Source organism: Massilia sp. DD77 (genome assembly GCF_036961685.1).
Lineage (GTDB): Bacteria > Pseudomonadota > Gammaproteobacteria > Burkholderiales > Burkholderiaceae_D > Telluria.
The window spans coordinates 147,741-173,187 of sequence record NZ_JBAMDH010000001.1 but is presented as its reverse complement, the minus strand read 5'-3'; the positions used below and the strand labels follow the sequence as shown (position 1 = coordinate 173,187).

22 protein-coding genes are annotated in these 25,447 nt (G+C 67.0%); 15 read left to right on the top strand and 7 right to left on the bottom strand.

Translation table 11 applies throughout. The features are described 5' to 3' along the window. Nucleotides 1–2 precede the first annotated feature (2 nt). The 7 genes from V7778_RS00810 to V7778_RS00780 all read right to left on the bottom strand — a co-directional run bounded on the left by V7778_RS00810 (nucleotide 3) and on the right by V7778_RS00780 (nucleotide 5,479). On the bottom strand, nucleotides 3–728 hold the full coding sequence (locus V7778_RS00810; RefSeq protein WP_335551462.1) for a GAF domain-containing protein: 726 nt from the start codon (nucleotides 726–728) through the stop codon (nucleotides 3–5). A 122-nt stretch (nucleotides 729–850) separates the two neighbouring features. Then, on the bottom strand, nucleotides 851–1,954 hold the full coding sequence (locus tag V7778_RS00805; protein ID WP_335551461.1) for a nucleotidyltransferase domain-containing protein: 1,104 nt from the start codon (nucleotides 1,952–1,954) through the stop codon (nucleotides 851–853). Continuing rightward, the gene (locus tag V7778_RS00800; RefSeq protein WP_335551460.1) at nucleotides 1,951–2,868 is read right to left on the bottom strand and encodes an HprK-related kinase A; all 918 of its coding nucleotides are present in this window, start codon (nucleotides 2,866–2,868) and stop codon (nucleotides 1,951–1,953) included. Before V7778_RS00800 ends, V7778_RS00805 begins: the two co-directional genes overlap by 4 nt. Continuing rightward, on the bottom strand, nucleotides 2,862–3,143 hold the full coding sequence (locus V7778_RS00795; RefSeq protein ID WP_335551459.1) for an HPr-rel-A system PqqD family peptide chaperone: 282 nt from the start codon (nucleotides 3,141–3,143) through the stop codon (nucleotides 2,862–2,864). Before V7778_RS00795 ends, V7778_RS00800 begins: the two co-directional genes overlap by 7 nt. Then, complete coding sequence (locus tag V7778_RS00790) at nucleotides 3,136–3,714, bottom strand: hypothetical protein (protein WP_335551458.1); 579 nt, start codon at nucleotides 3,712–3,714, stop codon at nucleotides 3,136–3,138. Before V7778_RS00790 ends, V7778_RS00795 begins: the two co-directional genes overlap by 8 nt. Nucleotides 3,715–3,921: 207 nt before the next feature. Then, nucleotides 3,922–4,536, bottom strand: a complete 615-nt coding sequence (locus V7778_RS00785) for an XrtA/PEP-CTERM system exopolysaccharide export protein (RefSeq protein WP_335551527.1) — start codon at nucleotides 4,534–4,536, stop codon at nucleotides 3,922–3,924. A 157-nt stretch (nucleotides 4,537–4,693) separates the two neighbouring features. After that, nucleotides 4,694–5,479, bottom strand: coding sequence for a S1 family peptidase (locus V7778_RS00780; protein ID WP_335551457.1), 786 nt, complete (start codon nucleotides 5,477–5,479; stop codon nucleotides 4,694–4,696). A 398-nt stretch (nucleotides 5,480–5,877) separates the two neighbouring features. Between V7778_RS00780 and V7778_RS00775 the strand changes: the two genes are divergently transcribed. The 15 genes from V7778_RS00775 to V7778_RS00705 all read left to right on the top strand — a co-directional run bounded on the left by V7778_RS00775 (nucleotide 5,878) and on the right by V7778_RS00705 (nucleotide 25,443). Then, nucleotides 5,878–7,410 (top strand): XrtA system polysaccharide chain length determinant, encoded by a 1,533-nt coding sequence (locus tag V7778_RS00775; protein WP_335551456.1) that lies wholly within the window; start codon nucleotides 5,878–5,880, stop codon nucleotides 7,408–7,410. A 21-nt stretch (nucleotides 7,411–7,431) separates the two neighbouring features. Next, nucleotides 7,432–8,370, top strand: coding sequence for an XrtA-associated tyrosine autokinase (locus V7778_RS00770; protein ID WP_335551455.1), 939 nt, complete (start codon nucleotides 7,432–7,434; stop codon nucleotides 8,368–8,370). Continuing rightward, nucleotides 8,351–9,937 carry a TIGR03016 family PEP-CTERM system-associated outer membrane protein gene (locus V7778_RS00765; protein ID WP_335551454.1) on the top strand — a complete coding sequence of 529 codons (1,587 nt, stop codon included), beginning with the start codon at nucleotides 8,351–8,353 and terminating at the stop codon, nucleotides 9,935–9,937. Before V7778_RS00770 ends, V7778_RS00765 begins: the two co-directional genes overlap by 20 nt. Nucleotides 9,938–9,951: 14 nt before the next feature. After that, entirely contained in the window at nucleotides 9,952–10,983 is a 1,032-nt protein-coding gene (locus tag V7778_RS00760) for an XrtA/PEP-CTERM system-associated ATPase (protein ID WP_335551453.1), read from the top strand. Further along, nucleotides 10,980–11,864 (top strand): XrtA system polysaccharide deacetylase, encoded by an 885-nt coding sequence (locus V7778_RS00755; RefSeq protein ID WP_335551452.1) that lies wholly within the window; start codon nucleotides 10,980–10,982, stop codon nucleotides 11,862–11,864. Before V7778_RS00760 ends, V7778_RS00755 begins: the two co-directional genes overlap by 4 nt. 18 nt (nucleotides 11,865–11,882) lie before the next feature. Next, on the top strand, nucleotides 11,883–12,980 hold the full coding sequence (locus V7778_RS00750; protein ID WP_335551451.1) for a FemAB family XrtA/PEP-CTERM system-associated protein: 1,098 nt from the start codon (nucleotides 11,883–11,885) through the stop codon (nucleotides 12,978–12,980). Nucleotides 12,981–12,984: 4 nt separating this feature from the next. Further along, on the top strand, nucleotides 12,985–14,178 hold the full coding sequence (locus V7778_RS00745) for a TIGR03087 family PEP-CTERM/XrtA system glycosyltransferase (RefSeq protein WP_335551450.1): 1,194 nt from the start codon (nucleotides 12,985–12,987) through the stop codon (nucleotides 14,176–14,178). Then, entirely contained in the window at nucleotides 14,169–15,725 is a 1,557-nt protein-coding gene (xrtA, locus tag V7778_RS00740; RefSeq protein WP_335551449.1) for an exosortase A, read from the top strand. Before V7778_RS00745 ends, xrtA begins: the two co-directional genes overlap by 10 nt. A gap of 2 nt (nucleotides 15,726–15,727) precedes the next feature. Continuing rightward, complete coding sequence (locus tag V7778_RS00735; RefSeq protein ID WP_335551448.1) at nucleotides 15,728–16,924, top strand: TIGR03088 family PEP-CTERM/XrtA system glycosyltransferase; 1,197 nt, start codon at nucleotides 15,728–15,730, stop codon at nucleotides 16,922–16,924. Continuing rightward, nucleotides 16,912–18,816, top strand: a complete 1,905-nt coding sequence (locus tag V7778_RS00730; RefSeq protein ID WP_335551447.1) for an XrtA/PEP-CTERM system amidotransferase — start codon at nucleotides 16,912–16,914, stop codon at nucleotides 18,814–18,816. Before V7778_RS00735 ends, V7778_RS00730 begins: the two co-directional genes overlap by 13 nt. 36 nt (nucleotides 18,817–18,852) lie before the next feature. After that, nucleotides 18,853–20,067 carry a TIGR04063 family PEP-CTERM/XrtA system glycosyltransferase gene (locus V7778_RS00725; RefSeq protein ID WP_335551446.1) on the top strand — a complete coding sequence of 405 codons (1,215 nt, stop codon included), beginning with the start codon at nucleotides 18,853–18,855 and terminating at the stop codon, nucleotides 20,065–20,067. A gap of 135 nt (nucleotides 20,068–20,202) precedes the next feature. After that, the gene (locus tag V7778_RS00720; protein WP_335551445.1) at nucleotides 20,203–21,561 is read left to right on the top strand and encodes a putative O-glycosylation ligase, exosortase A system-associated; all 1,359 of its coding nucleotides are present in this window, start codon (nucleotides 20,203–20,205) and stop codon (nucleotides 21,559–21,561) included. Between the two features lie 81 nt (nucleotides 21,562–21,642). Further along, entirely contained in the window at nucleotides 21,643–22,596 is a 954-nt protein-coding gene (locus V7778_RS00715) for a polysaccharide deacetylase family protein (protein WP_335551444.1), read from the top strand. A gap of 82 nt (nucleotides 22,597–22,678) precedes the next feature. Further along, nucleotides 22,679–23,944, top strand: coding sequence for a glycosyltransferase (locus V7778_RS00710; protein ID WP_335551443.1), 1,266 nt, complete (start codon nucleotides 22,679–22,681; stop codon nucleotides 23,942–23,944). Then, entirely contained in the window at nucleotides 23,941–25,443 is a 1,503-nt protein-coding gene (locus tag V7778_RS00705) for a lipopolysaccharide biosynthesis protein (RefSeq protein WP_335551442.1), read from the top strand. Before V7778_RS00710 ends, V7778_RS00705 begins: the two co-directional genes overlap by 4 nt. The last annotated feature ends 4 nt before the right edge of the window (nucleotides 25,444–25,447 follow it).

The window sequence follows — 25,447 nt, the reverse complement described above, 5'->3', positions numbered from 1 at the left end:
GTTCAGGCGGCTTTTCCGTCCGCCTGCAATTGACGATTGAGTTGATCGATGAGTTCGGTTGCCGCGCTGACGATCTGGCCGGAAGCGAAGCCGGCCTTGGTCATTTCGCGGAAGAAGGCGCGCGCCAGGATGCGCGCCACGTCCTCGGGATTCTGGTAGGCGGTGCGGACCTGCTCGCCCACCTTGTGCTGGGCTTCCTGCAGCAGGGCCAGCTGGGCGAAGCGCGAGTCCAGCACCCGCTGCAGCTGGGACACCTGGATCGACTTGCCGATCAGGGTGGCGACGATGTCGAGCAGGGGCAGGTCGAGCGGGTCGAAGCGCGCGCCCGACACGTTGACCACGCCGATGATCTTGTCGCCCACCCGGACCGGCGCCGCCATCAGGGCGCGGCCGGCGGCGTCGGGGCGGCGCGCCAGCAGCGCGAAGGGCGAGCGCCCGATGTCTTCCACGAACAGGGCCTCGCCGCTGGCCAGCACGTGGCCGCAGATGCCCTCCCCGGTGCCGATCGAGGCATGCAGGGCCGCGTCCGGCAAGTCGCCGTGGCGCGCATACATGCTCATCCGCATTTCCTCGCCGCTGCCGCTGTTGATCAGCATGATCGAGCAGTGATCGGCGCCGACCAGCAGGGCGGCCTGCTCGGCCTGGCGCTGCAGGCTGTCTTCCAGGCTGCCGCCGGCCAGGAACTGGCGAAGGTCTTGCAGGCGTACCAGCTTGTCCGCTGTTTCCATGGGTCCTATCCGCGTGAGGGTTGACGTTGGACGAATCGCAAGGGTCCGGGATGCAATCTGTTAATAGTATGCCATTCTTCCGCACCGCACCACCCCTCCAGTCCGCTTTCCGCCGGCCTGGCTCAAACCGCCTCGGCGGCCTTGGGCGACAGGAAGGCCTTGTGGAACAGGTGGCGCGACAGCAGCAGCGGGGGCATGCGCAGCCAGTTGCCGCGCACGTAGAGGGCGAAATGCGCCAGGGCGAGCGCGCGGCCGCCGCAGCTCGGGTGCAGCGGCAGCAGGGCGCGCGCGAACAGCGCATCCATCAGCGCCAGCAGCGCGCCGTTGGGACGCCCGCCGCCAGCCGCGGCCTGGGCCAGCACGGCCGCCGGGACCGGCGTGCCCAGCATGCGCACGCACCAGCGCAGCGCGTAGAACAGCGGGCGCGCCAGTTCCAGCTCGGCGGCGCGCGCCGCCAGGCCGTCCCAGAAGCCGGGCCGGGCGCCGAAGTGCAGGGCCAGGCGGTGCAGGTCGAACAGGTCGCGCAGGCCGTGGTTGAATTCTCCGCCCCAGAACAGGTGCACCGCGCTGTGCAGGAACATGTCGTGCGGGCACAGGGTCCACAGTCCCGGTTCGCCCGGCAGCGCCACCGCGGCGGCGCGCAGCTTGTCCGGATCCGGGCGCGCGGGCGCGGTCTCGGGCAGGATCGCGTGGTGCACGTCGATGGCGTTGCCGCGGTGGACATGCACCAAGGGCGGCAGCTCGTGCATCCACTGGCGGTAATAGCGCTGGTCGTACTCGTCGTGGTGGGTGCTGGCCCAGCCGTGCAGCATCAGGGCCGATTCGACCTCGACCAGGCGGCCCTTCGGCACCAGGATATCGATATCCGAAAACAGGCGGCCGCGTGCGGCAGGCAGCGCCGCCATGGAATACGCAGCCCCCTTGAGCAGGATCAGCGGCAGGCCAAGCGAATCCAGCACCTCGCGAATGCGCGCCACTTCGAAGCGCACCGCGCGCGCGTGGCGTTCGGCCGCGACGCCCCACCAGGCCAGGTGTTCGCGCGGCGCCGCCGGCGCCAGCCCGAGCTTGCCGGCCTCGTCCAGCAAGGAGCGCACGGTCGCGCCCATGTCGCTATGCGCCGCCTGGCGCATCAGCAGATCCCAGCCAGCCAGGTCGAGCGTGCTCGCAATGCCGGGATCGCGCAAGAAAACGGGCAGCAGTGCGGGAAGGTGCGCCGCGGGCGTCATACCGCTTCCCCGACCAGGCCGTCGAATACCGTCATGGCCTCGTCCAGGCTGCTGTACGCGAACTCGATGCCCTCGCTGGCGTCGATCACCGCCGCCAGGGCGGCAAAGCCGCGCTCGCCCAGCACCGTATAGTTAAATGCGTTGTCGGCCACGCGCATGAAGGTTTGCGCCTTGGACAGCGGCGCCAGGGTCGTGGCCGCTCCGGCTTGATAGCGGGGAAACACGACGGCCACGGGGTGCGCGGGCTCGGCCGCGCGCACCACGCTGGCTGCCGGCGCGCGCATGTGGCCGATGGTTCCCTTTTCCGTGCCCGCGACCGGCGGTCCGAACACGGCATCGGGCGCAAAAGCGCGGATGACATCGATCGATGCATTCTTCAGGCTGACCGGGCGCGGCAGTGGGACGACGCTGCCGTCGTCCTGGCGGATAAGTGTCAATTCGTCCGACAACAGGCGCCAGCCACGGCATACCAGGGCGGCGCACAGGGTGCTCTTCCCTGAACCGGGCGGGGCTGGCAGGATCACAGCGCGGCCATGCTTCTCGACCACGGCGGCATGCACGATCAGGTAGCGGTGGGCGCGGTTCGCTACGCACCAGTTGAGCACCCATTCGAACATCGGGTAAGCATGGGCGAGCGGCAGGGGTTTGAACGGGGTCAGGCCATCCTGGTCGAAGCGCGCTTGCGGCCTGAACCAGCGCCGCAGGCCGCCGGGCTGGCGCAGGTTGACGTGGAAGTCGGCGAAACCACCAGCCTCCTGGACCGGATAATCGCCATACAGCAGCGAAATGCCCTTGGCCAAGTGGGGGATATTGCTGTAGACACGGGTGGTAAACGGTCCCGTCACCAGGTCCAGGCCGGCGCCATGCAGCCGTGCCTGCAACTGCACGGGACCGAGAGCAGAGACGGTCAGCATGGTTCGATCAGGTACAGGTGCGCCAGGGAACGCAGCAGGGCGTCGACTTCCTCTCGCACATGGTCGGCGTCAGGGTCGGGGGAAGCGGGGTCGGTCAGCAGCGCCGCGAGGTCGGCAGCGCCGCGTGGGGCGGCGCGCAGAAGGTCCAGCACCTCGACCGCGACCAGCGACAGCATGTGGGTGGCGCCGGACAGGTCGTTGAATACCACCGCTTCGTCGTCCCATTCGCGCCAGGCCAGCTTCTGGCCCGGCACGACACGCCAGTTCTCAGTCACCGTGGATGGAAGCGAGGTAGTTCTTTACCTGCTCGGGTGACCAGTACACGTCGGGAGCCGGGCTGTAGTGCAGGTCGTACTGCAGCTCGTTCCACATGTTTTCCAACCACTGCTCGTTGATGAAATTAATCTTCTTGGACTTGATGTTCAAATAGGTCGCAATCATGTGGCGGCCCAGGTTGAACGTGTCAAACTTTTTCTCAGTCAAGATGTACAGCATCGTGTACTTGCCGTAGGTCTCCGCATTGGCGTTACTGCAAGGGAAGGCCTCGCTAAATTTCATATCACGACGTACCGGCCATTCACTGGCATGCTTCGGACGGCTCCAATAGCCCGGCGAACGGGGATTGTTGCACACGACATTCGAAGCATACGTACTGTGCTTGGCGCCGGACAGGGAAGCCGATGGCGAGGCGCAGGTCAGTCCCGGGGTCATGCCGGCCCTGCCTTCGAGGGTCCACAGCACGCCCGCCGCGCCCAGGCCCGCCTTTGCCAGGCGCCGCCGCTTGGCGCCATGCGTACTCAGGCCAGGTGTTGTGTTCTCTTGATCAGGTCGTTGTTCGGTAGCCACGTCGGGTTCCTCGAGGATTGATGGCCGGTCGGCGCACGCCCGTAGCATATTGCAAGAATCGTGCCTCCGTTAGCAAGGCTTTCCAAAATACAATGTAGTTTGGAAAAAACTCCTTGATAAACAGAGACCTAGCCGCGGCCGGGCGGTTTGCCGCTTAAGCTATTGTAATTTGGGAACGCGTCCGTTTGTAAAAATTCTCGACAGCGTTCAGAAGAAACTCTCGGGAACGATCAGAACGTCGCCTGGACGCATCATCACGTTGGCCGAGATGTCGCCATCCTTGAGCAGGGCGTCGAGGCGCACCGGCAGTTTTTCCTGCTTGCCGTCGACGGTGCGCACGATCGTCGCCTTGTTGCCGGCAGCGAATTCGGTGACGCCGCCGACCGCGATCAGGACATCCATCAGCGACATGTCGCGGCGGTACGGCAGGGCTTGCGGACGGGCCGCCTGGCCGATCACGCGGATCTGCTCGTTGAAATTGCCGACGAAGTTGGTGACGATGACGGTCACCACCGGCTGCTGGATGAACTTGGCCAGGGCCTGCTCGATGTCGCGCGCCAGCTGGGTCGAGGTCTTGCCGGCGGCCGGTAGGTCTTCGACCAGGGGAGTGGTGATCTTGCCGTCCGGACGCACCGGGACCGACATCGACACTTCGGGATTGCGCCACACGATGATGTTGACGCTGTCGCCCGGCCCGATCAGGTAGTCCGGATTAACCGGGGCCAGGGCCGCCTGGCTCGGCGCCGCGGGAGTGGCGCAACCGCCCAGCAGCAGCAGACAGCCGGCGGCGCCCGCCGCCGCAGCATATTTCATCAGATGCATCATCTTGCTCACGTCGATCCCCTTCGCACGGTGGCGCGGCGCGTGGCCTGCGCGCATCTTCTTGCGATCTAAAAAAAGTTATTCACCCATTAACAGGCGTGGCTATTGTATAACAGGCTCCCGCGGAATTGCGTGCACAGTTGAAATAGTTTCATTTCTACTGCTTACGCTGCAACAGTGCCTGCACATGGCGCACCGGAATCGCATAGGTGATGCCGCTTGGGTTGCTGATCGCGGTCTCCTTCAGCCCCTTGACGAACACCGCGTTGATCACGCCGAGCACGGCGCCGCTGGCCGGATCGTAGAGCGGGCTGCCGCTGTTGCCCGGATAAGCAGTGGCGTCGAGCTGGAACACCTGGTAGGACGAGCGCTGCAGCTGGGTAATGGCGCGCGCATCCAGCTTGCGCGAATTCAGCGACGGCCGCACCACCGGCGTGATGGCCGCCAGCAGGGCGCGGTGGGTGGCCGCATACAAGCCCAGGTTCATGCCCAAGGGGAATCCGGTGAAGGCCAGCTCCTGCCCTTCGACCACCCGTTCGCCGTCGCCCAGGGCCAGGGCCGGCAGCGGCACGCCGGACAGGCGCAGGTGGGCCAGGTCGTGCTCGCGGTCCAGCGCCATCAGGGTAGCCGGACGGAAGGCGACCTGCTCGCCCTTGCCCACCACCACGCCCAGTTCTTCCAGCCGGGCCCCGTTCATGGTGTCGGGCACCACGTGGGCGTTGGTGATCACGCTCAGGCCGTCGCCCACGACGAAGCCGGTACCGACGAACACGATCGCCGGACTGCGGGTCTTCTGGTAGGTGCCGATGCCGAGGACCGACTGCTTCACGGCCGCCGCCGTTTCGGTCAGTGGCGCGGCATGCGCGGAATATACCGGCGCGGCGCCCAGGGTAGCTGCCAGCGCCAGGGCGGCGCCAGCCGAGGTGGATAAAAATCTTGTCATACGCATATCACAATGCTCCGGTACATCTGTCGTTCGGGCTGCCAATTGTGCAGGCCCTTTCCTATTTTAAACATTACAATAAGCATGTTTTACTGAAAGCAACAAAATTATTGACTTGCTACGACATCATCGTATCCCGGCATCAAAATGTTTAGAAAAATACAATCACCCCTGCAAGCAAATGTTTGCGATAATGCAACAGAAAAGGGGGTGTAAACCGCAAGAAGCACGTCGATTTTGTTGCAGTGCAGAAGTTCTGTTGCAAACAGTTTGCACTCTTGGTACCGAAAAGCGCAATTTCCAAATACGTAATTGCAATTGCTCAGGGTACAAGCGATCATGCGAGATGTTTATTTGTTGAGCCCTGTCGAGGGCTCCTACCTGGCGAGACTGACAAGATGGCCGAGATTACAGCCCTGATCCTTACTTTCCTGAAAGCCATCGGTAAATACCGCTGGCATGCCGTCGTCATCACCTGGGTCGTGGCCCTGGCCGGATGGGCGGTGGTGTTCAAGCTGCCGAACCAGTACGAGGCTTCGGCCCGTGTCTACGTCGACACCCAGAGCATCCTCAAGCCCCTGCTGTCGAACATGACCACGGTGCCCAACCTGGACCAGCAGGTCCTGTTCATGCGCCGCACCCTGATCAGCCGTCCGAACGTCGAGCGCGTGCTGCGCATGGTCGACCTCGACGTCAAGGCGCGCGACACCAAGGAACAGGACAAGATGGTCGACGACATGATCTCGCGCATCAAGATGGCGGGTACCGAGCGCGACGACATCTACACCATCAGCTATACCGCCCCCAACGCCAAGCAGGGCCGCGACGTGGTCCAGGCCTTCCTGACCATCTTCGTCGAGGGCAGCTTCGGCGGCAAGAAACAGGATTCCGAGAAGGCGGTGCAGTTCATCGACGACCAGATCAAGAGCTACGAAGAGAAGCTGGCCAACGCCGAGAACACGCTCAAGGAGTTCAAGATCAAGCACGTCGGCATGCTGCCGCGCGAAGGCGCCGACTTCGGTTCGCGCATGATCACCGCCAATGAAGCGCTGAGCCAGGCGCGGCTGGAGCTGGCCGAAGCCGAGCAGGCCCGCAACGCGATCCGCCGCAAGATCTCGGGCGGCAGCAGCACGCCGGGCAAGGGTCCCGACGTGCCGTTCACCGATCCGGCCCTGGAAGAGCGCATCGCCACCGTCACCAAGACCCTGGATACCTTGCGCACCCAGTTCACCGAACAGCACCCGGACATCGTCGCCAACCGCCGCCTGCTCGAGCAGCTGCAGGCGCGCAAGGCGGACGAAGCCAAGAACCGCAAGCCGAGCGCCGATCCGGGCGCCAGCTACAGCCCGATGCTGCAGCAGCTCACCGTCTCGCTGTCCGAGGCGGAAGCGCGCGTGGCCTCGCTGCAGGCGCGCGTGGCCGAGTACGGCGCGCGCGTGGCCCAGCTGCGCGTCCAGAGCGCCCAGGCGCCGGAGATCGAGGCCCAGCTGGCCCAGCTCAACCGCGACTACGAAGTCAACCGCGAAAACTACCAGAAGCTGGTCGAGCGCCGCGAATCGGCCAAGCTGTCGGGCGACCTGTCCTCGGCCACCGACATGCTGACCTTCCGCGTGATCGAACCGCCGACCGCCCCGCCGGTGCCGTCCGGCCCCAACCGCCTGCAGCTGTTCTCGCTCGTGTTCGTGGCCGCCCTGGCCGCCGGCCTGGCCGGCGCCTTCCTGATGAGCCAGCTGCGCCCGACCTTCCTCAGCCAGTCGACGCTGCGCGAGGTCACCGGGATACCGATCCTGGGCTCGATCAGCATGAACTGGACCGCCGAGCAGACCGTGCGCCGCAAGCGCCGCCTGGTGGCCCTGGCCGTCTCGGTACTGGTGCTGTTCGGCACCTACGGGGCCGGCGTCGCCGCCATCCTCATCCGTCCCAACATGTAAGGCCGTAGCCAAGGAGCGAATGTGAGCATTATCGAAAAAGCGGCCAGCCGCATCGACAAGCAGCGCCAGGCCGCTGCTCCCGTCACCCCCGCCGCCGGCGCCCCGGCGGGTGTTTCCGCTGCACCGGTCCCGGAGACCGCCGTGGCCGTGGCCCCGGCCGCCATCGAAGCGGCCGCGTTCGCGCCGGCCGCCGCGCCCGTCGCCGCCGAAGCGCCGGCGCAGCCCCGTTCCACCCCGCGCAAGGTCGAACTGGACCTGGGCCGCATGCGCGACCTGGGCATGGTGACCGCCGCCGGCGGCCGCACCAACCTGCTGGAAGAATTCCGCATCATCAAGCGCCCGCTGCTCAAGCGCGCCTTCGCCGAACGCAGCCCGGGCGCCAACCCGGCCAACCTGATGATGGTGACCAGCTCGCTGCCGGGCGAAGGCAAGACCTATTGCGCGATCAACCTGGCGATGAGCATCGCCATGGAACTCGACCACACCGTGCTGCTGGTCGACGCCGACGTGGCGCGCCCTTCGGTGCTGCGCACCCTCGGCCTGCCGGCCCATCGCGGCCTGATGGATATCTTGCTGGACGACAAGCTCGACCTGTCCGACGTCATGCTGCGTACCAACGTCGACACCCTGTCGATCCTGCCGGCCGGTACCAGCACCTCGCGCGCCACCGAGCTGCTGGCCAGCTCGAGCATGAGTTCCATGGTGCTCGAGCTCGCCAACCGCTATCCGGACCGCGTCATCATCTTCGATTCGCCGCCGCTGCTGCTGACCAGCGAATCGCGCGTACTGGCCAGCCACATGGGCCAGATCGTGGTGGTGGTGGAAGCCCAGACCACGACCCAGCACGCGGTCAAGGAAGCGCTGCAGCAGCTGGACGGCATGAACAACGTAAACCTCATCTATAACAAGACCAGGGACATCCCCGGCATCGAAGAGACGTATGACTATCACTACGGCTAAGCAGCAGCCGCGCCCGTCGCGCCGGCTGTTACGCTTGACCCCGCTGGCCGCCATGGTCCTGGCGCTGCCGGCGCACGCCGACTGGCGCGTGGTCCCGACGCTCAGCACGACCGCCACCTATACCGACAACGTCGACCTGCGCGACGACACGCTCAAGCGCAGCGACCTGGTGACCCAGGTGGCCCCCGGCGTGACCGTGGTCGGCAAGGGCCGGCGCCTGAGCGTCTCGGCCAGCGCCGCCTGGCACCAGTATGCCTTCCTGCACGGCACCGGCCGGCGCACCGTCGACAACCAGCGCCAGTACAACGGCGCCCTGCGCGGCGAGCTGGCCGAGGACCTCCTGTTCATCGACGCCTCGGCCTCGCGCGGACAGCGCAGCGCCTCGGCCTTCGGCCCGCAGCTGAGCAATGACCTGTATGCGCTCGGCAACCGCGCCGAGATCGAGACCTGGAGCATCAGCCCCTACCTGGTCCAGCGTTTCGGCAACACCGCCAGCATGCAGCTGCGCTACACGCGCGACGGCGTCGATGCCAGCGGCCGCGACGCGCTCGACGGCATCACGCGGCGCGGTTTCAACAAGTCGCATGGCGAGAGCGTCAATGCCACCCTGGCCAGCGGCAGCGCCTTCGACGCGCTCGGCTGGGGCCTGAGCTATTATCGCCAGGACCTGGAGAGCGAGCGCATCGGCGACTCCTCGACCCAGTCGCTGTCGGCCAACCTGAGCTACCGCGTCACGCCGCGCCTGTCGCTGACCGCCAATGCCGGCTACGACCGCTACGACTTCGGTCTGGGCAGCGGCGACGCGGGCCGCAACTGGTCGGGCGGCTTCGTCTGGAAGCCAAGCACCCGCACCAGCCTGCAGGCCTCGCTCGGCCGCCACTACTACGGCCAGACCGGTTCGCTGCTGGCCAGCCACCGCAGCCGCCATACCGTGTGGAGCGTCAACTACAGCGACGCGGTCACGAACTCGCGCCAGCAATTCCTGCTGCCGTCGACGATCGACACCGCGGCCCTGCTCGACCGCCTGTTCGCGGCGTCCTTCCCCGATCCGGTCGAACGCCAGCGCATGGTGGCCGCCTACATCCAGGCTTCCGGCCTGCCGCCCAGCCTGGCCGACAGCGTGAACTTCCTGAGCAACCGCTACATGCGCCAGAAGCTGCTGCAGGCCTCGAGCGCCTACCGGCGCGGACGCAGCAGCGCGGTGCTGAGCCTGTATGCCAGCGAGCGTATCGCGCTCACGGATTCGCAGAGCGACAGCGAGCTGCTGGGCAGCCAGCTGTCCAGCCTGAACGACAACGTGCGCCAGCGCGGCGTGGACGCCAGCTACACCTACCAGCTGAACCGCCGTTCGAGCGTGATCGCCAGCTGGGACCTGCGGCGCAGTCATTCGATCACCACCGGCCTGGTGGACCACCAGCGCACCTTGCGCCTGGGCCTGACGCGCCGCTACGGCGACAAGGTGCTGGGCGCGCTCGAGCTGCGCCGCCGCAGCGGCGACCTCGGCCTGGGCGCGGGCGCGACCTACCAGGAAAACGCCGTCACGGCGAGCCTGTCGATGCAGCTTTAAGCGGAAGAACAGCGATGTACGAAACCTACTACGGATTGTCCGCCAAGCCCTTCCAGTTGCGGCCGGACCCCCATTTCTTCTTCGGCTCCAAGGGCCACAAGCGCGCCATGGCCTACCTCGAGTACGGCCTGTCGCAGGGCGAGGGCTTCATCGTCATCACGGGCGATGTCGGGGCCGGCAAGACCACCCTGGTGCGCAACCTGCTGAACAAGATCCCGACCGACCAGATCGTCGCCGCCCACATCGTCAACACCAGCCTCGATCCCGAGGATACGCTGCGCATGGTGGTGTCGAGCTTCGGCCTGCCCTACGAAGGGGCCAGCAAGGCCGAGCTGCTGAACCGCCTGGAGCAGTTCCTGCGCACGGTCGACCGCCAGGGCAAGCGCGCCCTGCTGGTGATCGACGAGGCCCAGAACCTGAACGCGCGCACGGTGGAAGAACTGCGCATGCTGTCGAACTTCCAGACCGACGACCGCTCGCTGCTGCAGACCTTCCTGCTCGGCCAGCCGGAATTCCGCGCCACCCTGCACAGCCCCGGCATGCAGCAGCTGCGCCAGCGCGTGATCGCCAGCTACCACCTGGGCCCGATGGATGCCCAGGAGACCCGCGCCTACGTCGAGCACCGCCTGGCCACGGTCGGCTGGAACGGCGACCCGTCCTTCGACGACGGCGCCTACGCGGCGGTGTTCGCCTACAGCGGCGGCATCCCGCGCAAGACCAATACCCTGATGGACCGCGTCCTCCTGATGGGCTACCTGGAGGAGCTGCATGCCTTCGGCGAAGCCGACGTCAAGGAAGTGGTGCGCGACATCTCGGAGGAATACCAGCTGCCGGACACGGAACTCCCGGGCGCGTCCGGCGCCGTCGGCGACGCCCTGGACGGCGAGCTGCGCCTGAGCGAGCGCCGCACCGGCGCCAGCGTGGAAGTGCTGGACGAACGCATGATGCGCCTCGAGAAATCGATCGTCTCCGTACTGTCGATCCTGAAGAAAATCGTCGCCGCGCCTCCGGGCCAGGCGGCCCAACACATGGACAACCAGGAATGAAGATGCAAGCCCCCAGCGCCCGGCCGCGTCCCGCTCCCGGCCAGCGCATCCGCAACGCCATGACCTGCGACGTCGAGGACTACTTCCAGGTCTCGGCCTTTGCACCCTACATCGCGCGCGACAGCTGGGACACGCGCGAATGCCGGGTCGAGGCGAATGTCGAGCGCATCCTGGCGCTGTACGAGCGCCACGGCGTGCGCGCCACCTTCTTCACCCTGGGCTGGATCGCCGAGCGCTATCCGAACGTGGTGCGCCGCATCGTGGCAAGCGGCCACGAGCTGGCCAGCCACGGGTACGGCCACCTGCGCGCCTCCGACCAGAGCCGCGCCGAGTTCGACAACGACATCCGTTCCAGCAAGGCCCTGCTCGAAGACCTCGGCGGCCAGGAGGTGCTCGGCTACCGCGCGCCCAGCTTCTCGATCGGCGCCCAGAACCTGTGGGCCCTGGACGCGCTGCGCGAGGCGGGCTACCGCTACAGCTCGAGCATCTACCCGATCGCCCACGACCACTACGGCATGCCGGACGCCCCGCGCTTCGCCTTCTACCCGAACGGCCCGGACGGCCTGCTGGAAGTGCCGGTCACGACCATCCGCATGGGCGGGCGCAACCTGCCGGCCGGCGGCGGCGGCTACTTCCGCCTGCTGCCCTACGCGCTGTCGCGCTGGATGATGGAAAAGGTCAACCGCGAGGATGGCGAGCCGGCCCTGTTCTACTTCCACCCCTGGGAGATCGATCCGGGCCAGCCGCGCCCTGCTGGCCTGGACGCCAAGTCGCGCTTCCGCCATTACGTCAACATCGGCCGCATGGAAAAGCGCCTCGAGCAGCTGGCGCGCGACTTCGCATGGGACCGCATGGACCGCATCTTCCTGGACAAGCAATAAGAAAGAAACACGCACGGCATGAACTCGATCATCGAAGCCGCACAGGCCCAACGCGCCGCCCCGGTCATGGCGACCGGGCCGCTGACCCTGCACCTGATGCAGCCGCAGGACGCCTCCCGCTGGGACGCCTTCGTGCGCGCCTGCCCGGAAGCGACCTTCTTCCACCTGTCGGGCTGGCAGAAGGTCATCCAGCAATCCTTCGGCATCAAGACCTGGTTCTATTATGTCGAGCAGGGCGGCCAGATCCAGGGCGTGCTGCCGCTGGCCGAGATCAAGAGCCGCCTGTTCGGCCACGCGCTGGGCGCCATGCCCTTCTGCGTCTACGGCGGCGTGGCCGCGCTCGGCGACGAGGCGCGCCGCATGCTGGACGACGCCGCGCACGCGCTGGCGACAAAGCTCGGCGTGGGCCACCTGGAATACCGCGGCATGCGGCGCGCCCACCCGGACGATCCCAGCTGGCACACCAAGGAACTCTACGTCACCTTCCGCAAGGAGATCTCGGGCGACGACGAGACCAACCTGAACGCCATCCCGCGCAAGCAGCGCGCCATGGTGCGCAAGGGGATCAAGCTGGGCCTGAAGGCCGTGGTCGAAGACAACGTCGAGCGCATGTTCGCCGCCTACGCACACAGCGTGCTGCGCCTGGGCACCCCGGTGTTCCCGAAAAAATACTTCGCCCTGCTGCAGCAGACCTTCGGCGACGAGTGCGAAGTGCGCACCATCCTGACCGAGGACGGCCGCCTGGTGGCCTCGGTGCTGTCCTTCTACTGGCGCGACGAGGTCGTGCCCTACTACGGCGGCGGCACCGACCTGGCGCGCGAAGTGGCGGGCAACGACTACATGTACTGGAGCCTGATGCAGGCCGCCGCCGCGCGCGGCTGCCGCATCTTCGACTTCGGCCGAAGCAAGCTGGGCACCGGCGCCTACGACTTCAAGAAGAACTGGGGCTTCAGCGCCGAGCCGCTGCCTTACGAATACAAGCTGTACACCTCGAGCAAGCTGCCGGACAACAATCCGCTGAACCCGAAATACCAGCTGTTCATCAAGATGTGGAAGAAGCTGCCGCTGCCGGTGGCGAACTTCCTTGGACCGTACATCGTGCGCAACCTGGGATAATGCCGTGGAAGACCTGCTGCTGCTGATCCACCGGATCCCGTATCCGCCCAACAAGGGCGACAAGATCCGCTCCTACCACCTGCTCAAGCACCTGGCGCGCGACTACCGGGTGCACCTGGCGACCTTCGTGGACGACGCCGACGACTGGCAGCATGTGCCGACCGTCGAGCGCCTGTGCGCGAGCAGCCACTTCGCCAGCCTGAATCCCACCCTGGCGCGCGTGCGCAGCCTGGGTGCGCTGGTCAAGGGCCGCTCGCTCTCGCTCGACTACTACCGCGACGCCGGCCTGGCGCGCTGGGTCGACGAGACTGTCGCCGCGCACAAGATCGAACGGGTGCTGGTGTTCTCCTCGGCGATGGCGCAGTACGCCGACAAGTTCCCGGGGGCGCGCCGCGTGGTCGACTTCTGCGACGTCGACTCGGACAAATGGCGCCAGTACGCCGACAAGAAGCCCTGGCCGATGAGCTGGCTGTACCGCCACGAGGCGCGCCAGCTGCTGGCCTACGAGCGCCGCGTGGCGCGCGACTACGACGCCTCGCTGTTCGTGTCCGGCCCCGAAGCCGACCTGTTCCGCCAGCTGGCGCCGGAAAGCGACGCCAAGATCGGCTACTTCAGCAACGGCGTCGACACCGACTACTTCACGCCGGACAGCAACTACGCCAGTCCCTACGCGGCCGGCGAGCAGGCCATCGTGTTCACCGGCGCCATGGACTACTGGCCCAACGTCGACGCGGTCCAGTGGTTCGCCTCGGAGGCGATGCCAATCCTGCGCGCGCGCCACCCCGACCTGCACTTCTACATCGTCGGCGCCCGTCCCGCGCCCGCGGTGCAGGAACTGGCGCGCCAGCCGGGCATCCGCGTCACCGGCACCGTGCCCGACGTGCGCCCCTACATCGCCCACGCGCGCGCCGCGGTGGCGCCGCTGCGCATCGCGCGCGGCATCCAGAACAAGGTGCTCGAAGCGATGGCGATGGCCACCCCGGTGGTGGTCTCGCCGCAGGCGCTGGAAGGCATCCACGCCGAACCGGGCCGCGAACTGATCGTGGCCGAGGACGGCGCCGGCTTCGCCGACGCCGTCGCGCAGCTGCTTGCACGCGACAGCAACGACATGGGCCTGGCGGCACGCGCCAGGGTAGAACGCCAATACAGCTGGCCCAGCAACCTGGCCTGCATCGGGGAGCGACTCGAATGTTCCTGAAACCACCGCCGGGCGTCGCGCACGCTCATGTTCCGATCGCGCCCACGCCGCTGACGCCGGTCCAGGTCGCCGTGCTGGCGCTGGCCATGCTGGCGCCCTTCCTGCTCTACTTCGCCACGGCGGAGTCGATGGTCTCGATCTGGAACAGTTCCGACACCTTCGCCCACGGCTATGTGATCCTGCCGATCAGCCTGGCCCTGATCTGGCGCCGGCGCGAGAACTTCAGCCTGATCCCGACCCGTCCCTATCCGCCGGCCCTGCTGCTGCTGGCCCTGCTGGGCGCCGGCTGGCTGGCCGCGCGCATGGGCGACGTGCAGGTGGTGATGCAATACAGCTTCGTGGCCATGTTCCCGGTGGCGGCGGTGGCCCTGTTCGGCCCGCGCCTGGCCGGCTCGCTCGCCTTCCCGCTGCTGTTCCTGCTGTTCGCGGTGCCCTTCGGCGAAATCTTCGTCGAGCCCCTGATCCAGTTCACCGCCGACTTCACCATCTGGGCAGTGCAGGCCACCGGCATCCCGGTGCTGCGCAACGGCACCCGCTTCGAGCTGCCCACCGGCAGCTGGTCGGTGGTAGAAGCCTGCAGCGGCATCCGCTACCTGATCTCCTCGATCACCCTGGGCTGCCTGTATGCCTACCTGACCTACCACTCGACCCTGCGCCGCGCGGTGTTCATCGGCCTGTCGATCCTGGTGCCGATCGTGGCCAACGGCCTGCGCGCCTTCATGATCGTGATGATCGGCCACTCGAGCGGCATGGAGCTGGCCACCGGCGTCGACCACATCATCTACGGCTGGCTGTTCTTCGGCCTGATCATGTTCATCATGTTCTGGGTCGGCAGCTACTGGCGCGAGGACGAGCTGGCGGCCGCGCAGCGCGCCGCCGCCCATACGGTGGTGCCTTCGCTGCCGGGGCGCATCGTGCCGGTCGCCGCGGGCGTGGTGCTGGTGGCCGCGCTGTGGCCGGCCTTCGCCGCCTTCAACGACCGCGCCAACCACAACCCGGTGCCGGTGCGCCTGGCCGAGCCGGGCCTGGCCTGGCAGGTCGCCGCCGGCTTCCCCGACTGGCGCGTCGACTACATGGAGCCGGATGCACGCCTGGAGCGCACCTATACCCGCACCGGCGTCGACCGCCCGGTGCGCCTTCAGGTGCTGTACTACCGCAACCAGACCAAGCAGAAAGGCCTGATCAGCTCCGTCAACCGCCTGACCGGCGAAAAAGATCCCTACCATCCGATCGCGAGCGCCGGCCGCAGCGAGCAGGTGGACGGCCGCAGCCTGGCGCTGCGCGAGACGGTGCTGAACAGCGATGGCGGCAAGCTGCTGGTGTGGCAGGTGCTGTGGATCGGCGGCCAGTACACCCCGAGCAACGTGGTGGGCAAGCTGCGCCAGGCCGAAAGCCGCCTGCGCTTCCAGGGCGACGACGGCGCCATGATCGCCCTCGCCGCCCCGTTCACGGAAAGCCAGGACAAGGCGCGCAGCGCCCTGCGCGCCTTCCTGGGCGATAACTTCAAGGCGCTCGACACCGCGCTGGCGGCAACCCAGGGACGCTGAGCATGACCGACGTCTCCGTTTCCGCCGCCAGGCCCGCACCGCCCCTGGTAGTGCACCTGATCTACCGCCTCGACATCGGCGGCCTGGAAACCCTGCTGGTGGACATCATCAACCGCATGCCGGCGCACAGCTACCGGCATGCCATCGTGTGCCTGACCGATTACACCGATTTCGCCCAGCGCATCACGCGCCCCGGCGTCGAGCTGATCGCGCTGCACAAGCAGCCGGGCCTGGGCCTGGGAATCCACCTCGTGCTGTGGCGCCTGCTGCGCCGCCTGCGCCCGGCCATCCTGCACACCTATAACTTCGGCACCATGGAATACGCCGCCACCGGCTTCGCCGCCGGCGTCCCGGTGCGGGTGCACGCCGAGCACGGCCGCGACGCGCGCGATCCCGAGGGCCTGAACCCCAAGCACAACCTGCTGCGCCGCTGCGCCGCGCCCTTCATCGACCGCATCGTGCCGGTCTCGCAGGACCTGCGGCGCTGGCTGGGCGAGGTGGTCGGCATCGCCGAGCGCAAGCTGGTCCTGATCGACAACGGCGTCGATACCGAACGCTTCCATCCGGCCCTGGCCGGCGAAGCCGGCATCGAGACCTGGCACGAGGACCCGGACGCCTTCGTGATCGGCACCGTCGGCCGCCTGCAGGACGTCAAGGACCAGGCAACCCTGATCCTGGCCTTCGCCGAACTGCGCCGCCTGCTGCCGCGGGAAGCCCTGCGCCTGGTGCTGGTCGGCGACGGCCCGCTGCGCGCCGCGCTCGAGGCCCAGGCGCGCGACGCCGGCCTGGGCGACAGCGTGTGCTTCGCCGGCGCGCGTGCCGACGTGGCCCCGGCCATGCGCGGCTTCTCGCTGTTCGCGCTGTCCTCGATCGCCGAGGGTACCCCGGTCACCCTGCTGGAAGCGATGGCCAGCGGCCTGCCGGTGGTCGCCACCGCGGTTGGCGGCATCCCCGATCTGGTCGCCGACGGCACCGCGGGCACCCTGGTGCCGGCGCGCGACCCGCAAGCGATGGCGCGCGCCTTCGCCGCCTACGTGGGCGAGCGCGCGCTGGCGCGCCGCCACGGCGCCGCCGGCCGCGCCCATGTCGAGCGCCGCTACAGCATGCAGGCCATGCTGGCCACCTATGTCGGCCTGTACGACAGCCTGTGCAACACCAAGATGAAACCCGAAAAAGCGATCACACCATGTGCGGAATAGTTGGAATTTTTGACATGCAGGGCGGCGCGCGCGCGATCGACCGCGAGCTCCTGCACCGGATGAACGAGAGCCAGTTCCACCGCGGTCCGGTGGAAGGCGACCTGCACCTGGAACCTGGCCTGGGCTTCGGCCACCGCCGCCTGTCCATCATCGCCCTGGAAGCGGGGCTGCAGCCGCTGTTCAACGAGGACGAGAGCATCGCCCTGGTGTTCAACGGCGAGATCTACAACTTCCGCGAACTGCGCACCGAGCTGCAGGGCCTGGGCCACGAATTCCGCACCCCGTCCGACAGCGAGACGATCGTGCACGCCTACGAGCAGTGGGGCGAGGACTGCGTGAACCACCTGCGCGGCATGTTCGCGTTCGCGATCTGGGACCGTCCGCGCCAAACCCTGTTCATGGCGCGCGACCGCCTCGGCATCAAGCCGATGCACTACGCCGCCCTGCCGGACGGCACCTTCGCCTTCGGCTCCGAGCTCAAGTCGCTGCTGACCCTCCCGAGCTTCCGGCGCGAGATCGACCCGCTGGCGGTCGAGGATTATTTCGCCTACGGCTACGTGCCGGAGCCGCGCACCATCTTCACCGGCGCGCGCAAGCTGCTGCCGGGCCACACCCTGACCGTACGCGCCGGCCAGCCCCTGCCGGCCTCGAAGCAGTACTGGGACGTGCCTTTCGTGCCGCACGTGGGCATGACCGACCGCGACATCGAGGGCGAGCTGGTCGTGCGCCTGCGCGAAGCGGTCGAGAGCCACCTGATCGCCGACGTGCCGCTGGGCGCCTTCCTGTCGGGCGGCGTCGATTCGAGCGCGGTGGTGGCCATGATGGCCGGGATCAACCAGGAGCCCGTGAACACCTGCTCGATCGCCTTCGACGACCCGGCCTTCGACGAGTCCGAATACGCGCGCCAGGTGGCCGAGCAATACAAGACCAACCACCAGTGCGAGACCGTCGGCACCGACGACTACGGCCTGCTCGACACCCTGGCCGCCCTGTACGACGAACCATATGCCGACAGCTCGGCGATCCCGACCTACCGCGTCTGCCAGCTGGCCCGCAAGCGCGTCACCGTGGCCCTGTCGGGCGACGGCGGCGACGAGAACTTCGCCGGCTACCGCCGCCACCGCATGGCGATGGGCGAGGAGCGCGTGCGTTCGCTGCTGCCGCTGACGGTGCGCAAACCCGTGTTCGGCCTGCTCGGCAAGGCTTATCCGAAGGCCGACTGGGCGCCGCGCATGTTCCGCGCCAAGACCACCTTCGAGGCGCTTGCGCGCGACCTCACCGAAGGCTACTTCCACGGCGTCTCGGTCAACAACGACCGCGTGCGCAAGCAGCTGTTCTCGCAATCCTTCCAGCAGCGCCTGCAGGGCTACCGCGCGGTCGAGGTGATGCGCGGCTATGCGGAGCAGGCGCCGACCGACGATCCGCTCTCCTTGATCCAGTACCTGGACATGAAGACCTACCTGCCGGGCGACATCCTGACCAAGGTCGACCGCGCCAGCATGGCGCACGCGCTCGAAGTGCGGGTGCCGCTGCTGGACCACCAGTTCGTGGAATGGGTGTCGGGCCTGCCCTCGACCTCCAAGCTGCGCAACGGCGAAGGCAAGCACATTTTCAAGAAGGCACTCGAGCCCTACCTGTCGCAGGACATCCTGTACCGCAAGAAGCAGGGCTTCTCGATCCCGCTGGCGGCCTGGCTGCGCGGTCCGCTGCGCGAGGCGATGCGGCGCGCGGTGCTGAACCCGGCCCTGCTCGACACCGGCATCTTCAACCCCGCCTACCTGAAGCAGATCGTCGACGAGCACCAGGCCGGCACCAAGGACCACGCCGTCACCCTGTGGTCGGTGCTGATGTTCGACGCCTTCCTGCGCAAGAACGGCGCCAGCGCCGCGTAACGAATAATAGAGAGAAACAACGGAGTCATCAGAATCATGCGCGTCCTTCACATCCTCGATCACTCGATTCCGCTGCACAGCGGCTATACCTTCCGTACCCGCTCGATCCTGCGCGAACAGCGCGCGCTCGGCTGGGAGACCTTCCACGTCACCGGCTCGAAGCAGCATTCCGGCGACATGCTGGAAGAAACCGTCGACGGCCTGCACTTCTACCGCACGCCGGAATCGAAGAGCGCCCTCTCCAAGCTGCCGGTGCTGAACCAGAAGGAAGTCATCGACGGCCTGACCCGCCGCCTGGCCGAGATCATCCCGCAGATCAAGCCCGACGTGCTGCACGCCCACTCGCCCAGCCTGAACGCGGTCGCCGCCCTGCGCGCCGGCAAGAGGTTCGGCATCCCGGTGGTCTACGAAGTGCGCGCCTTCTGGGAAGACGCGGCCGTCGACCACGGCACCAGCAGCGAGAACGGCCTGCGCTACCGCGCCACCCGCGCCCTGGAAACCTATGCGCTCAAGCGCGCCGACGCCGTCACCACCATCTGCGAAGGCCTGCGCAAGGACATCGTCGCGCGCGGCATCCCGGCCGACAAGGTCACGGTGATCCCGAACGCGGTCGACATCGACAAGTTCTCGGTGGGCGGCAGCGCCGACCAGGACCTGAAGGCCAAGCTGGGCCTGCAGGGCTCGCGCCTGATCGGCTTCATCGGCTCCTTCTATGCCTACGAAGGCCTGGACATCCTGCTGCGCGCGGTGCCGGACCTGAGCCGCCGCCTGCCCGACCTGCGCGTGCTGCTGGTCGGCGGCGGCCCCCAGGACGCCCAGCTGCGCCAGATGGCGAAAGACCTCGGCATCGCCGACAAGGTCGTATTTACCGGCCGCGTGCCGCACGACCAGGTGCAAAAGTACTACGATCTGCTCGACGTGCTGGTCTATCCGCGCCTGTCGATGCGCCTGACCGACCTGGTCACCCCGCTCAAGCCGCTCGAAGCCATGGCCCAGGGCCGCATCCTGGCCGCCTCCGATGTCGGGGGCCACCTCGAGCTGATCGCGGACGGCAAGACCGGCGTGCTGTTCAAGGCCGACGATCCGGCCTCGCTGGCGACCAAGGTGGGCGCCCTGCTGGAGCAGCAGGAACAGTGGCCGGCGCTGCGCGCGGCCGGCCGCCAGTACGTGGAAGTCGAACGCAACTGGTCGGTCAGCGTCTCGCGCTACAAGCAGATCTACGGCCGCCTGACCGCCGCGCAGGCGGCATGATGCGCGGCGCATAAAGGGACGACGATGGAATCCATCTTGTGGGTGATCAATCTGGTGTTCCTCGCCTTCCTGTGCTTCTGGGCCGTGCGCGAAGACAAGGAGCAGGACAAGAACGAACGCGGGAGAAAATGAAGCATGCGTGACCTGTTCCTGCTCGCCCTGCTGCCGGTGCTGCTGTACGCGATGGCCAAGCGGCCCTTCGTCGCGGTCGGCATGTGGCTGTGGACCTCGCTGTTCTACCCCAACGCCTGGGTCTACGGCATGGCGTCCGGCGTGCGCTACAACCTGCTGTTCGCGGGCCTGGCCATCCTGGGCTACCTGGCCTGGAAGCCCAAGCCGAAGGTCCATTTCGGCGTTCTGGGCGGGCTGGTGATCACCTTCTTCGTGTGGACCACGATCAGTTCGATCTTCACGGTCGGCCTGCCGGTGGTGGTCTGGGACATCTGGGGCCGCCTGGCCAAGATCGTGCTGCTGTTCGTGTTCGTGCTGCTGGTGCTCGAGAAGAAGCTCCATGTCGACTTCATGCTGTGGTGCGTGGTGCTGTCGGTCGGCTTCTACGCCAATGTCGAAGGGCTGAAGTTCATCGCCAGCGGCGGCCACCACAAGATCGCCGGCATGTGGGGCCACGTCCTCAGCGACCGCAACGAACTGGCGATCTCCTTCGTCATGACCCTGCCGATCTGCTACTACCTGCTGCACGAATACGGGTCACGCTGGCGGCTCGCCCGCCTCGGCCTGCTCGGCACCATCGCCCTGCTGGTGATCGCCGTGATCGGCACCCAGTCGCGCGGCGGCTTCATCGCGCTGACCGTGCTGGGCGGCTACATGTTCGTCAAGAGCGAGCGCAAGATCGTGATGGGCCTGATGATCGCCGTGCTGGTGATCGCCGTGACGCAACTGGCCTCGAACGAATGGGTGGCGCGCATCAATACCATCGAGGCGGCCGACGAGGACAAGTCCTTCATGGGCCGCGTCGTGGCCTGGAAAATGAGCTTCATGATGGCGGTCAACCACCCGATCTTCGGCGGCGGATTCAAGTCGATGGAATACGTGCCCAACTGGATCGCGCTGGCGAACAACTTCTCGTCCTATTCCTGGTTCTATACCGGCGAAGCACTGCCCAACCCGACCCACCCGCGCGCCGCCCACAGCCTCTATTTCCAGGTGCTGGGCGAACACGGTTTCGTCGGCCTGGGGCTGTACATCTCGATGCTGGTGGTCGGCTTCTTCAAGGCGTCCCGGATCGGCAAGCGCGCCCGCGCGCTGGGCGCGGCGCCCTGGCTGCCGCTGCTGGCGACCATGCTACAGTTGAGCATCTTCGCGTTCGCGCTGGGCGCGGCGGCGCTGAGCTTCGCCTACTTCGACCTGATCTTCGCCTTGTTCGGCCTGGTCCTGGTGGTCGAGCAACGCCTCCTGCCGCAAGCCGTCTCACGGATTGGAAGCCATGAACCTGCCGTGCCCGCATCCAGCCGTGCCGCGACATCCTTTGTCTGACGTCCTTCCTGTGAACCCCCGGACAGGCAAGCTCTCCATCCAATGACGACGATCCTCACTCACTCGCTACCGGTTCAATGCATGCTGCAGACGGCCGGCAACCTGCTGGCGCGCAGCCGCGCCGCCGGCAGGATATGCGTTATCAACTACCACCGGGTGCTCCAGACCCCGCATCCGCTGCTGCCTTCGGAGCCGGACGTCGCCACCTTCCGCTGGCAGATGGAACTGCTGGCACGCTGTTTCAACGTGCTGCCCCTGCGCCAGGCGCTGGCCCTGATGGATGCGGGCACCCTGCCGCCGCGTTCGGTCTGCATCACCTTCGACGACGGCTACAGCGCGGTGCACGAGCTGGCGCTGCCCGTCCTGCAGCGCTTCAAGCTGCCCGCCACCGTGTTCGTGACCAGCGGCCACCTGGGGCAGAACACGATGTGGAACGACCGCATCATCGAAGCGGTCCAGTCGCTGCGCTCGGAACGCCTGGACCTGCGCAGCCTGGGCCTGGCCAGTTATTCACTGCGCAACACCGACGAGCGCCTGGCCACCATCGGCGTCCTGACCGAGCATTCGAAGTACCTGCCGCCGTCCAAGCGCCACGCGCTGATCCGCCAGCTCGAGGAAATGGCCGGCGAAAACCTGGTGCCGGGCCAGATGCTGACGCCGGACATGGTGCGCGCCCTCGACCGCAACGGTATCGAGATCGGCGCGCATACGGTGACCCATCCCATCCTGACCAGCATGGACGACGAGAGCGCCCAGTCGGAAATCACCTCCAGCAAGGAGCAGCTGGAAGCGCTGCTCGACAAGCCGGTCCAGCTGTTCGCCTACCCGAACGGCAAGGTCGGGAAGGACTACGATGCGCGCCATGTCGAGATGGTGCGCCGCGCGGGATTCGCCGCCGCGTTCACCACGGCGGTCGGCGCCATCACGAAGGAACAGGACCGCTTCCAGCTGCCGCGCAGCCGGCCCTGGGACCGCACCCCCTTCATGTTCGGCCTGAGGTTGCTGAGCTGGATGGCGCAGGGTCCGCCGCGCTGACACCGCGCGCACCAACCAGCCTTGCCGCGTCAGCGCAGCGCTGCCCTTGAATTTGAAAGAAACAACGATGAAACGAGTATTAATGATCGCATTCCACTTCCCGCCGCAAGCGGCGAGCAGTGGAATCCAGCGGACCCTGAATTTTTCCAAGCACCTCGGCAAGCACGGTTGGGAACCGATCGTCATTTCCGCCCACCCCCGGGCCTACGATGCCCAGAATCCGTCCCAGCTCGCCAGCATTCCGCCGGAACTCCAGGTCCGCCGCGTGTTCGCACTCGACGCCAAGCACCACCTCGGCGTCAAGGGCCGCTACTCGGAATTGCTGGCCCTGCCCGACCGCTGGGGCACCTGGTGGCTGGGCGCCGTGCCGGCCGCCTTGTCGCTGGTGCGCAAGCACCGCCCGCAGGTGATCTGGTCGACCTTCCCGATCGCCACCGCCCACCTGATCGGCCTCACCCTGCATCGCCTGACCGGCCTGCCCTGGATCGCCGATTTCCGCGACCCCATGCTGCAGCCCGCCTACCCGGCCTCCGGCCTGCAGCGCCGGATCTGGGGCTGGATCGAGCGCCAGACCATCCAGCGCTGCCACACCGCCGTGTTCACCACGCACAGCGCCATGCAGGTCTACCGTGCGCGCTTCCCCGAGGTGGCGGCCGACAAGTTCGCCGTCATCGAGAACGGCTACGACGAGGAAAGCTTCGGCCAGGCCAGGCCGGACACGGCGGCCCAGCCCTCCGGCCGGCTGACCCTGGTCCACAGCGGCGTGCTGTACCAGACCGGGCGCGATCCTTCGCGCTTCCTGCAGGCGATCGCCGAACTCAAGCAACAGGGCAAGGTCGATGCGGGCTCCCTGCGCGTCATCCTGCGCGCACCAGGCGACATGGAGCGGATGGAAGCGCTGGTGCGCGAGTCCGGCGTCGAGGACATCGTCGAGGTGGCGGCCTCGGTCCCCTACCGCGAAGCGCTCCAGGAAATGCTCAATGCCGACGGCCTGCTGATCTTCCAGGGCACACAGTTCAACAACCAGATTCCCGCGAAGGTGTATGAATACTTCCGCGCGCGCAAGCCGATCCTGGCCCTGGTCGATCCGGCCGGCGAAACCGCGCAAGTCCTGCGCGCCGCCGGCTTCGCCAGCCTGGCGGCCATGGACGACCGCGCCCAGATCGCCACGGTGCTGGATGAATTCGTCGGCCAGGTCCGCGCGGGCCAGGCACATGTCGCCAGCGAGGCGCTGATCGCGTCCTCCTCGCGCGTCGGCCGCACCCGCGAGCTGGCCAGCGTGTTCGAACGTACCAGCGCCAAGCCCAGCGCCGTGCTGGTCTCCGATGTCGAGATCAACAAGCCATGAACCAGGATCTGCGTTCGAAAACCGTCAAGGCCATCGGCCACCTCGGCCTCGGGGGCGCCCTCGGCAAGGTGATCTCGCTCGCCTCGACCCTGGTGATGGCGCGCCTGCTGAGCCCCGCCGACTATGGCCTGATGTCGATGGCGATGGTGCTGGTCGGCTTCATCGGCTTTTTCAATGAAGTCGGCATCGGCGCCGCCATCGTCCAGAAGACCGACCTGAGCGAAACCGAAGTCAATGGCTGCTTCAGCTTCTCCATCCTGGCCAGCCTGGTCCTGTTCGCGCTCACCGCGCTCCTGAGCGGCCCGGCCGCGGACTTCTTCAACAATCCGGCGCTGCAGCCGATGATCGCGGTGCTGGCATCGAATTTCGTGTTCGGCGCCATCGGCACGGTGCCGCTGGCCTTCCTGCGCAAGGAGATGCATTTCAAGGCGGTCGCGGGCATCAACATCTCCGGCCTGTTCCTGCAAAGCGCGCTCGCGCTGGTGCTGGCCTGGAACGGCTTCGGCGCCTGGTCGCTGGTGTGGGCCTTCGTCGCCTCGTCGCTGTTCCAGTCCATCGGCGCCTTCTACCTGTCGAGCTGGCGCCCCACCTCCCTGCGCGGCCTGCGCGCCGCGCTCGGCCTGGTGCGCTACGGCCTGCAGGTGACCATGACGCGCATCTTCTGGTACCTGTACAACAATGCCGACAAGGTGGTCATCGGCAAGGTGCTCGGCAACCGGCCGCTGGGCATCTACGACATGGCGCTGTCGCTGGCGACCCTGCCCACCAGCCAGATCACCTCGCTGGCCACGAATGTGTCCTCGCCGCTGTTCTCGCGCCTGCAGAACGACCGGCCCCAGCTCCAGGCCTTCATCCTGCACTTCACGCGCGGCATCGCCTACGTCACCTATCCCGCCGTGATCGGCATGCTGATGTGCGCGAACGAGCTGATCGGCGTCCTGCTGGGCAAGGAGTGGATGCCGATGCTGGTGCCCTTCGGCGCCCTGTGCCTGATGGGCCTGGTGCGCTCGGTCGATCCGCTGCTGTCGCAGGTCCTGATCTCGACCGGCCGCGCCAATCAGCTGAGCGGCTACACCCTCACCTGCGGCATCGTCATGACCGCCGCGATCATCGCCGGCGCCCTGCTCGACGGCCTGCATGGCGTCTCGGTGGCCTGGGTCGTGGTCTACCCGCTGCTGTCGGTGCGCCTGCTGTACCTGGTGTCGGCCGCCACCGGCCTGTCGATGCGCGCCTACTACGAGTGCCTGCTGCCGGTGGCGACCGCCACCGCCGCCATGGCCGCCGCCGTGTTTGCCGTGCGCATGGCCCTGCTCGCGCTGGGCATGCCGGCGCTGCCGCTCCTGGTCGCCGAGATCCTGACCGGCGCCATCGTCTATGTCGGCTGGATCATCCAGTTCGACCGCCGCGGCCTCGGTGAAATCCGCCAGGTCATGCTGGATCTCGGCATTTCCAAGCAGCGCCTCGAACGCTGGCCGTTCAACCGCGCAGTCCATCCGTAAGCGA

Coding starts and splice junctions, on each gene's coding strand:
- V7778_RS00810 (WP_335551462.1), bottom strand. CDS start 728: ATGGAAACAGCGGACAAGCTGGTACGCCTGCAAGACCTTCGCCAGTTC.
- V7778_RS00805 (WP_335551461.1), bottom strand. CDS start 1,954: ATGACGCCCGCGGCGCACCTTCCCGCACTGCTGCCCGTTTTCTTGCGC.
- V7778_RS00800 (WP_335551460.1), bottom strand. CDS start 2,868: ATGCTGACCGTCTCTGCTCTCGGTCCCGTGCAGTTGCAGGCACGGCTG.
- V7778_RS00785 (WP_335551527.1), bottom strand. CDS start 4,536: ATGCATCTGATGAAATATGCTGCGGCGGCGGGCGCCGCCGGCTGTCTG.
- V7778_RS00780 (WP_335551457.1), bottom strand. CDS start 5,479: ATGACAAGATTTTTATCCACCTCGGCTGGCGCCGCCCTGGCGCTGGCA.
- V7778_RS00775 (WP_335551456.1), top strand. CDS start 5,878: ATGGCCGAGATTACAGCCCTGATCCTTACTTTCCTGAAAGCCATCGGT.
- V7778_RS00765 (WP_335551454.1), top strand. CDS start 8,351: ATGACTATCACTACGGCTAAGCAGCAGCCGCGCCCGTCGCGCCGGCTG.
- V7778_RS00760 (WP_335551453.1), top strand. CDS start 9,952: ATGTACGAAACCTACTACGGATTGTCCGCCAAGCCCTTCCAGTTGCGG.
- V7778_RS00755 (WP_335551452.1), top strand. CDS start 10,980: ATGAAGATGCAAGCCCCCAGCGCCCGGCCGCGTCCCGCTCCCGGCCAG.
- V7778_RS00750 (WP_335551451.1), top strand. CDS start 11,883: ATGAACTCGATCATCGAAGCCGCACAGGCCCAACGCGCCGCCCCGGTC.
- xrtA (WP_335551449.1), top strand. CDS start 14,169: ATGTTCCTGAAACCACCGCCGGGCGTCGCGCACGCTCATGTTCCGATC.
- V7778_RS00735 (WP_335551448.1), top strand. CDS start 15,728: ATGACCGACGTCTCCGTTTCCGCCGCCAGGCCCGCACCGCCCCTGGTA.
- V7778_RS00730 (WP_335551447.1), top strand. CDS start 16,912: ATGTGCGGAATAGTTGGAATTTTTGACATGCAGGGCGGCGCGCGCGCG.
- V7778_RS00725 (WP_335551446.1), top strand. CDS start 18,853: ATGCGCGTCCTTCACATCCTCGATCACTCGATTCCGCTGCACAGCGGC.
- V7778_RS00720 (WP_335551445.1), top strand. CDS start 20,203: ATGCGTGACCTGTTCCTGCTCGCCCTGCTGCCGGTGCTGCTGTACGCG.
- V7778_RS00715 (WP_335551444.1), top strand. CDS start 21,643: ATGCTGCAGACGGCCGGCAACCTGCTGGCGCGCAGCCGCGCCGCCGGC.
- V7778_RS00710 (WP_335551443.1), top strand. CDS start 22,679: ATGATCGCATTCCACTTCCCGCCGCAAGCGGCGAGCAGTGGAATCCAG.
- V7778_RS00705 (WP_335551442.1), top strand. CDS start 23,941: ATGAACCAGGATCTGCGTTCGAAAACCGTCAAGGCCATCGGCCACCTC.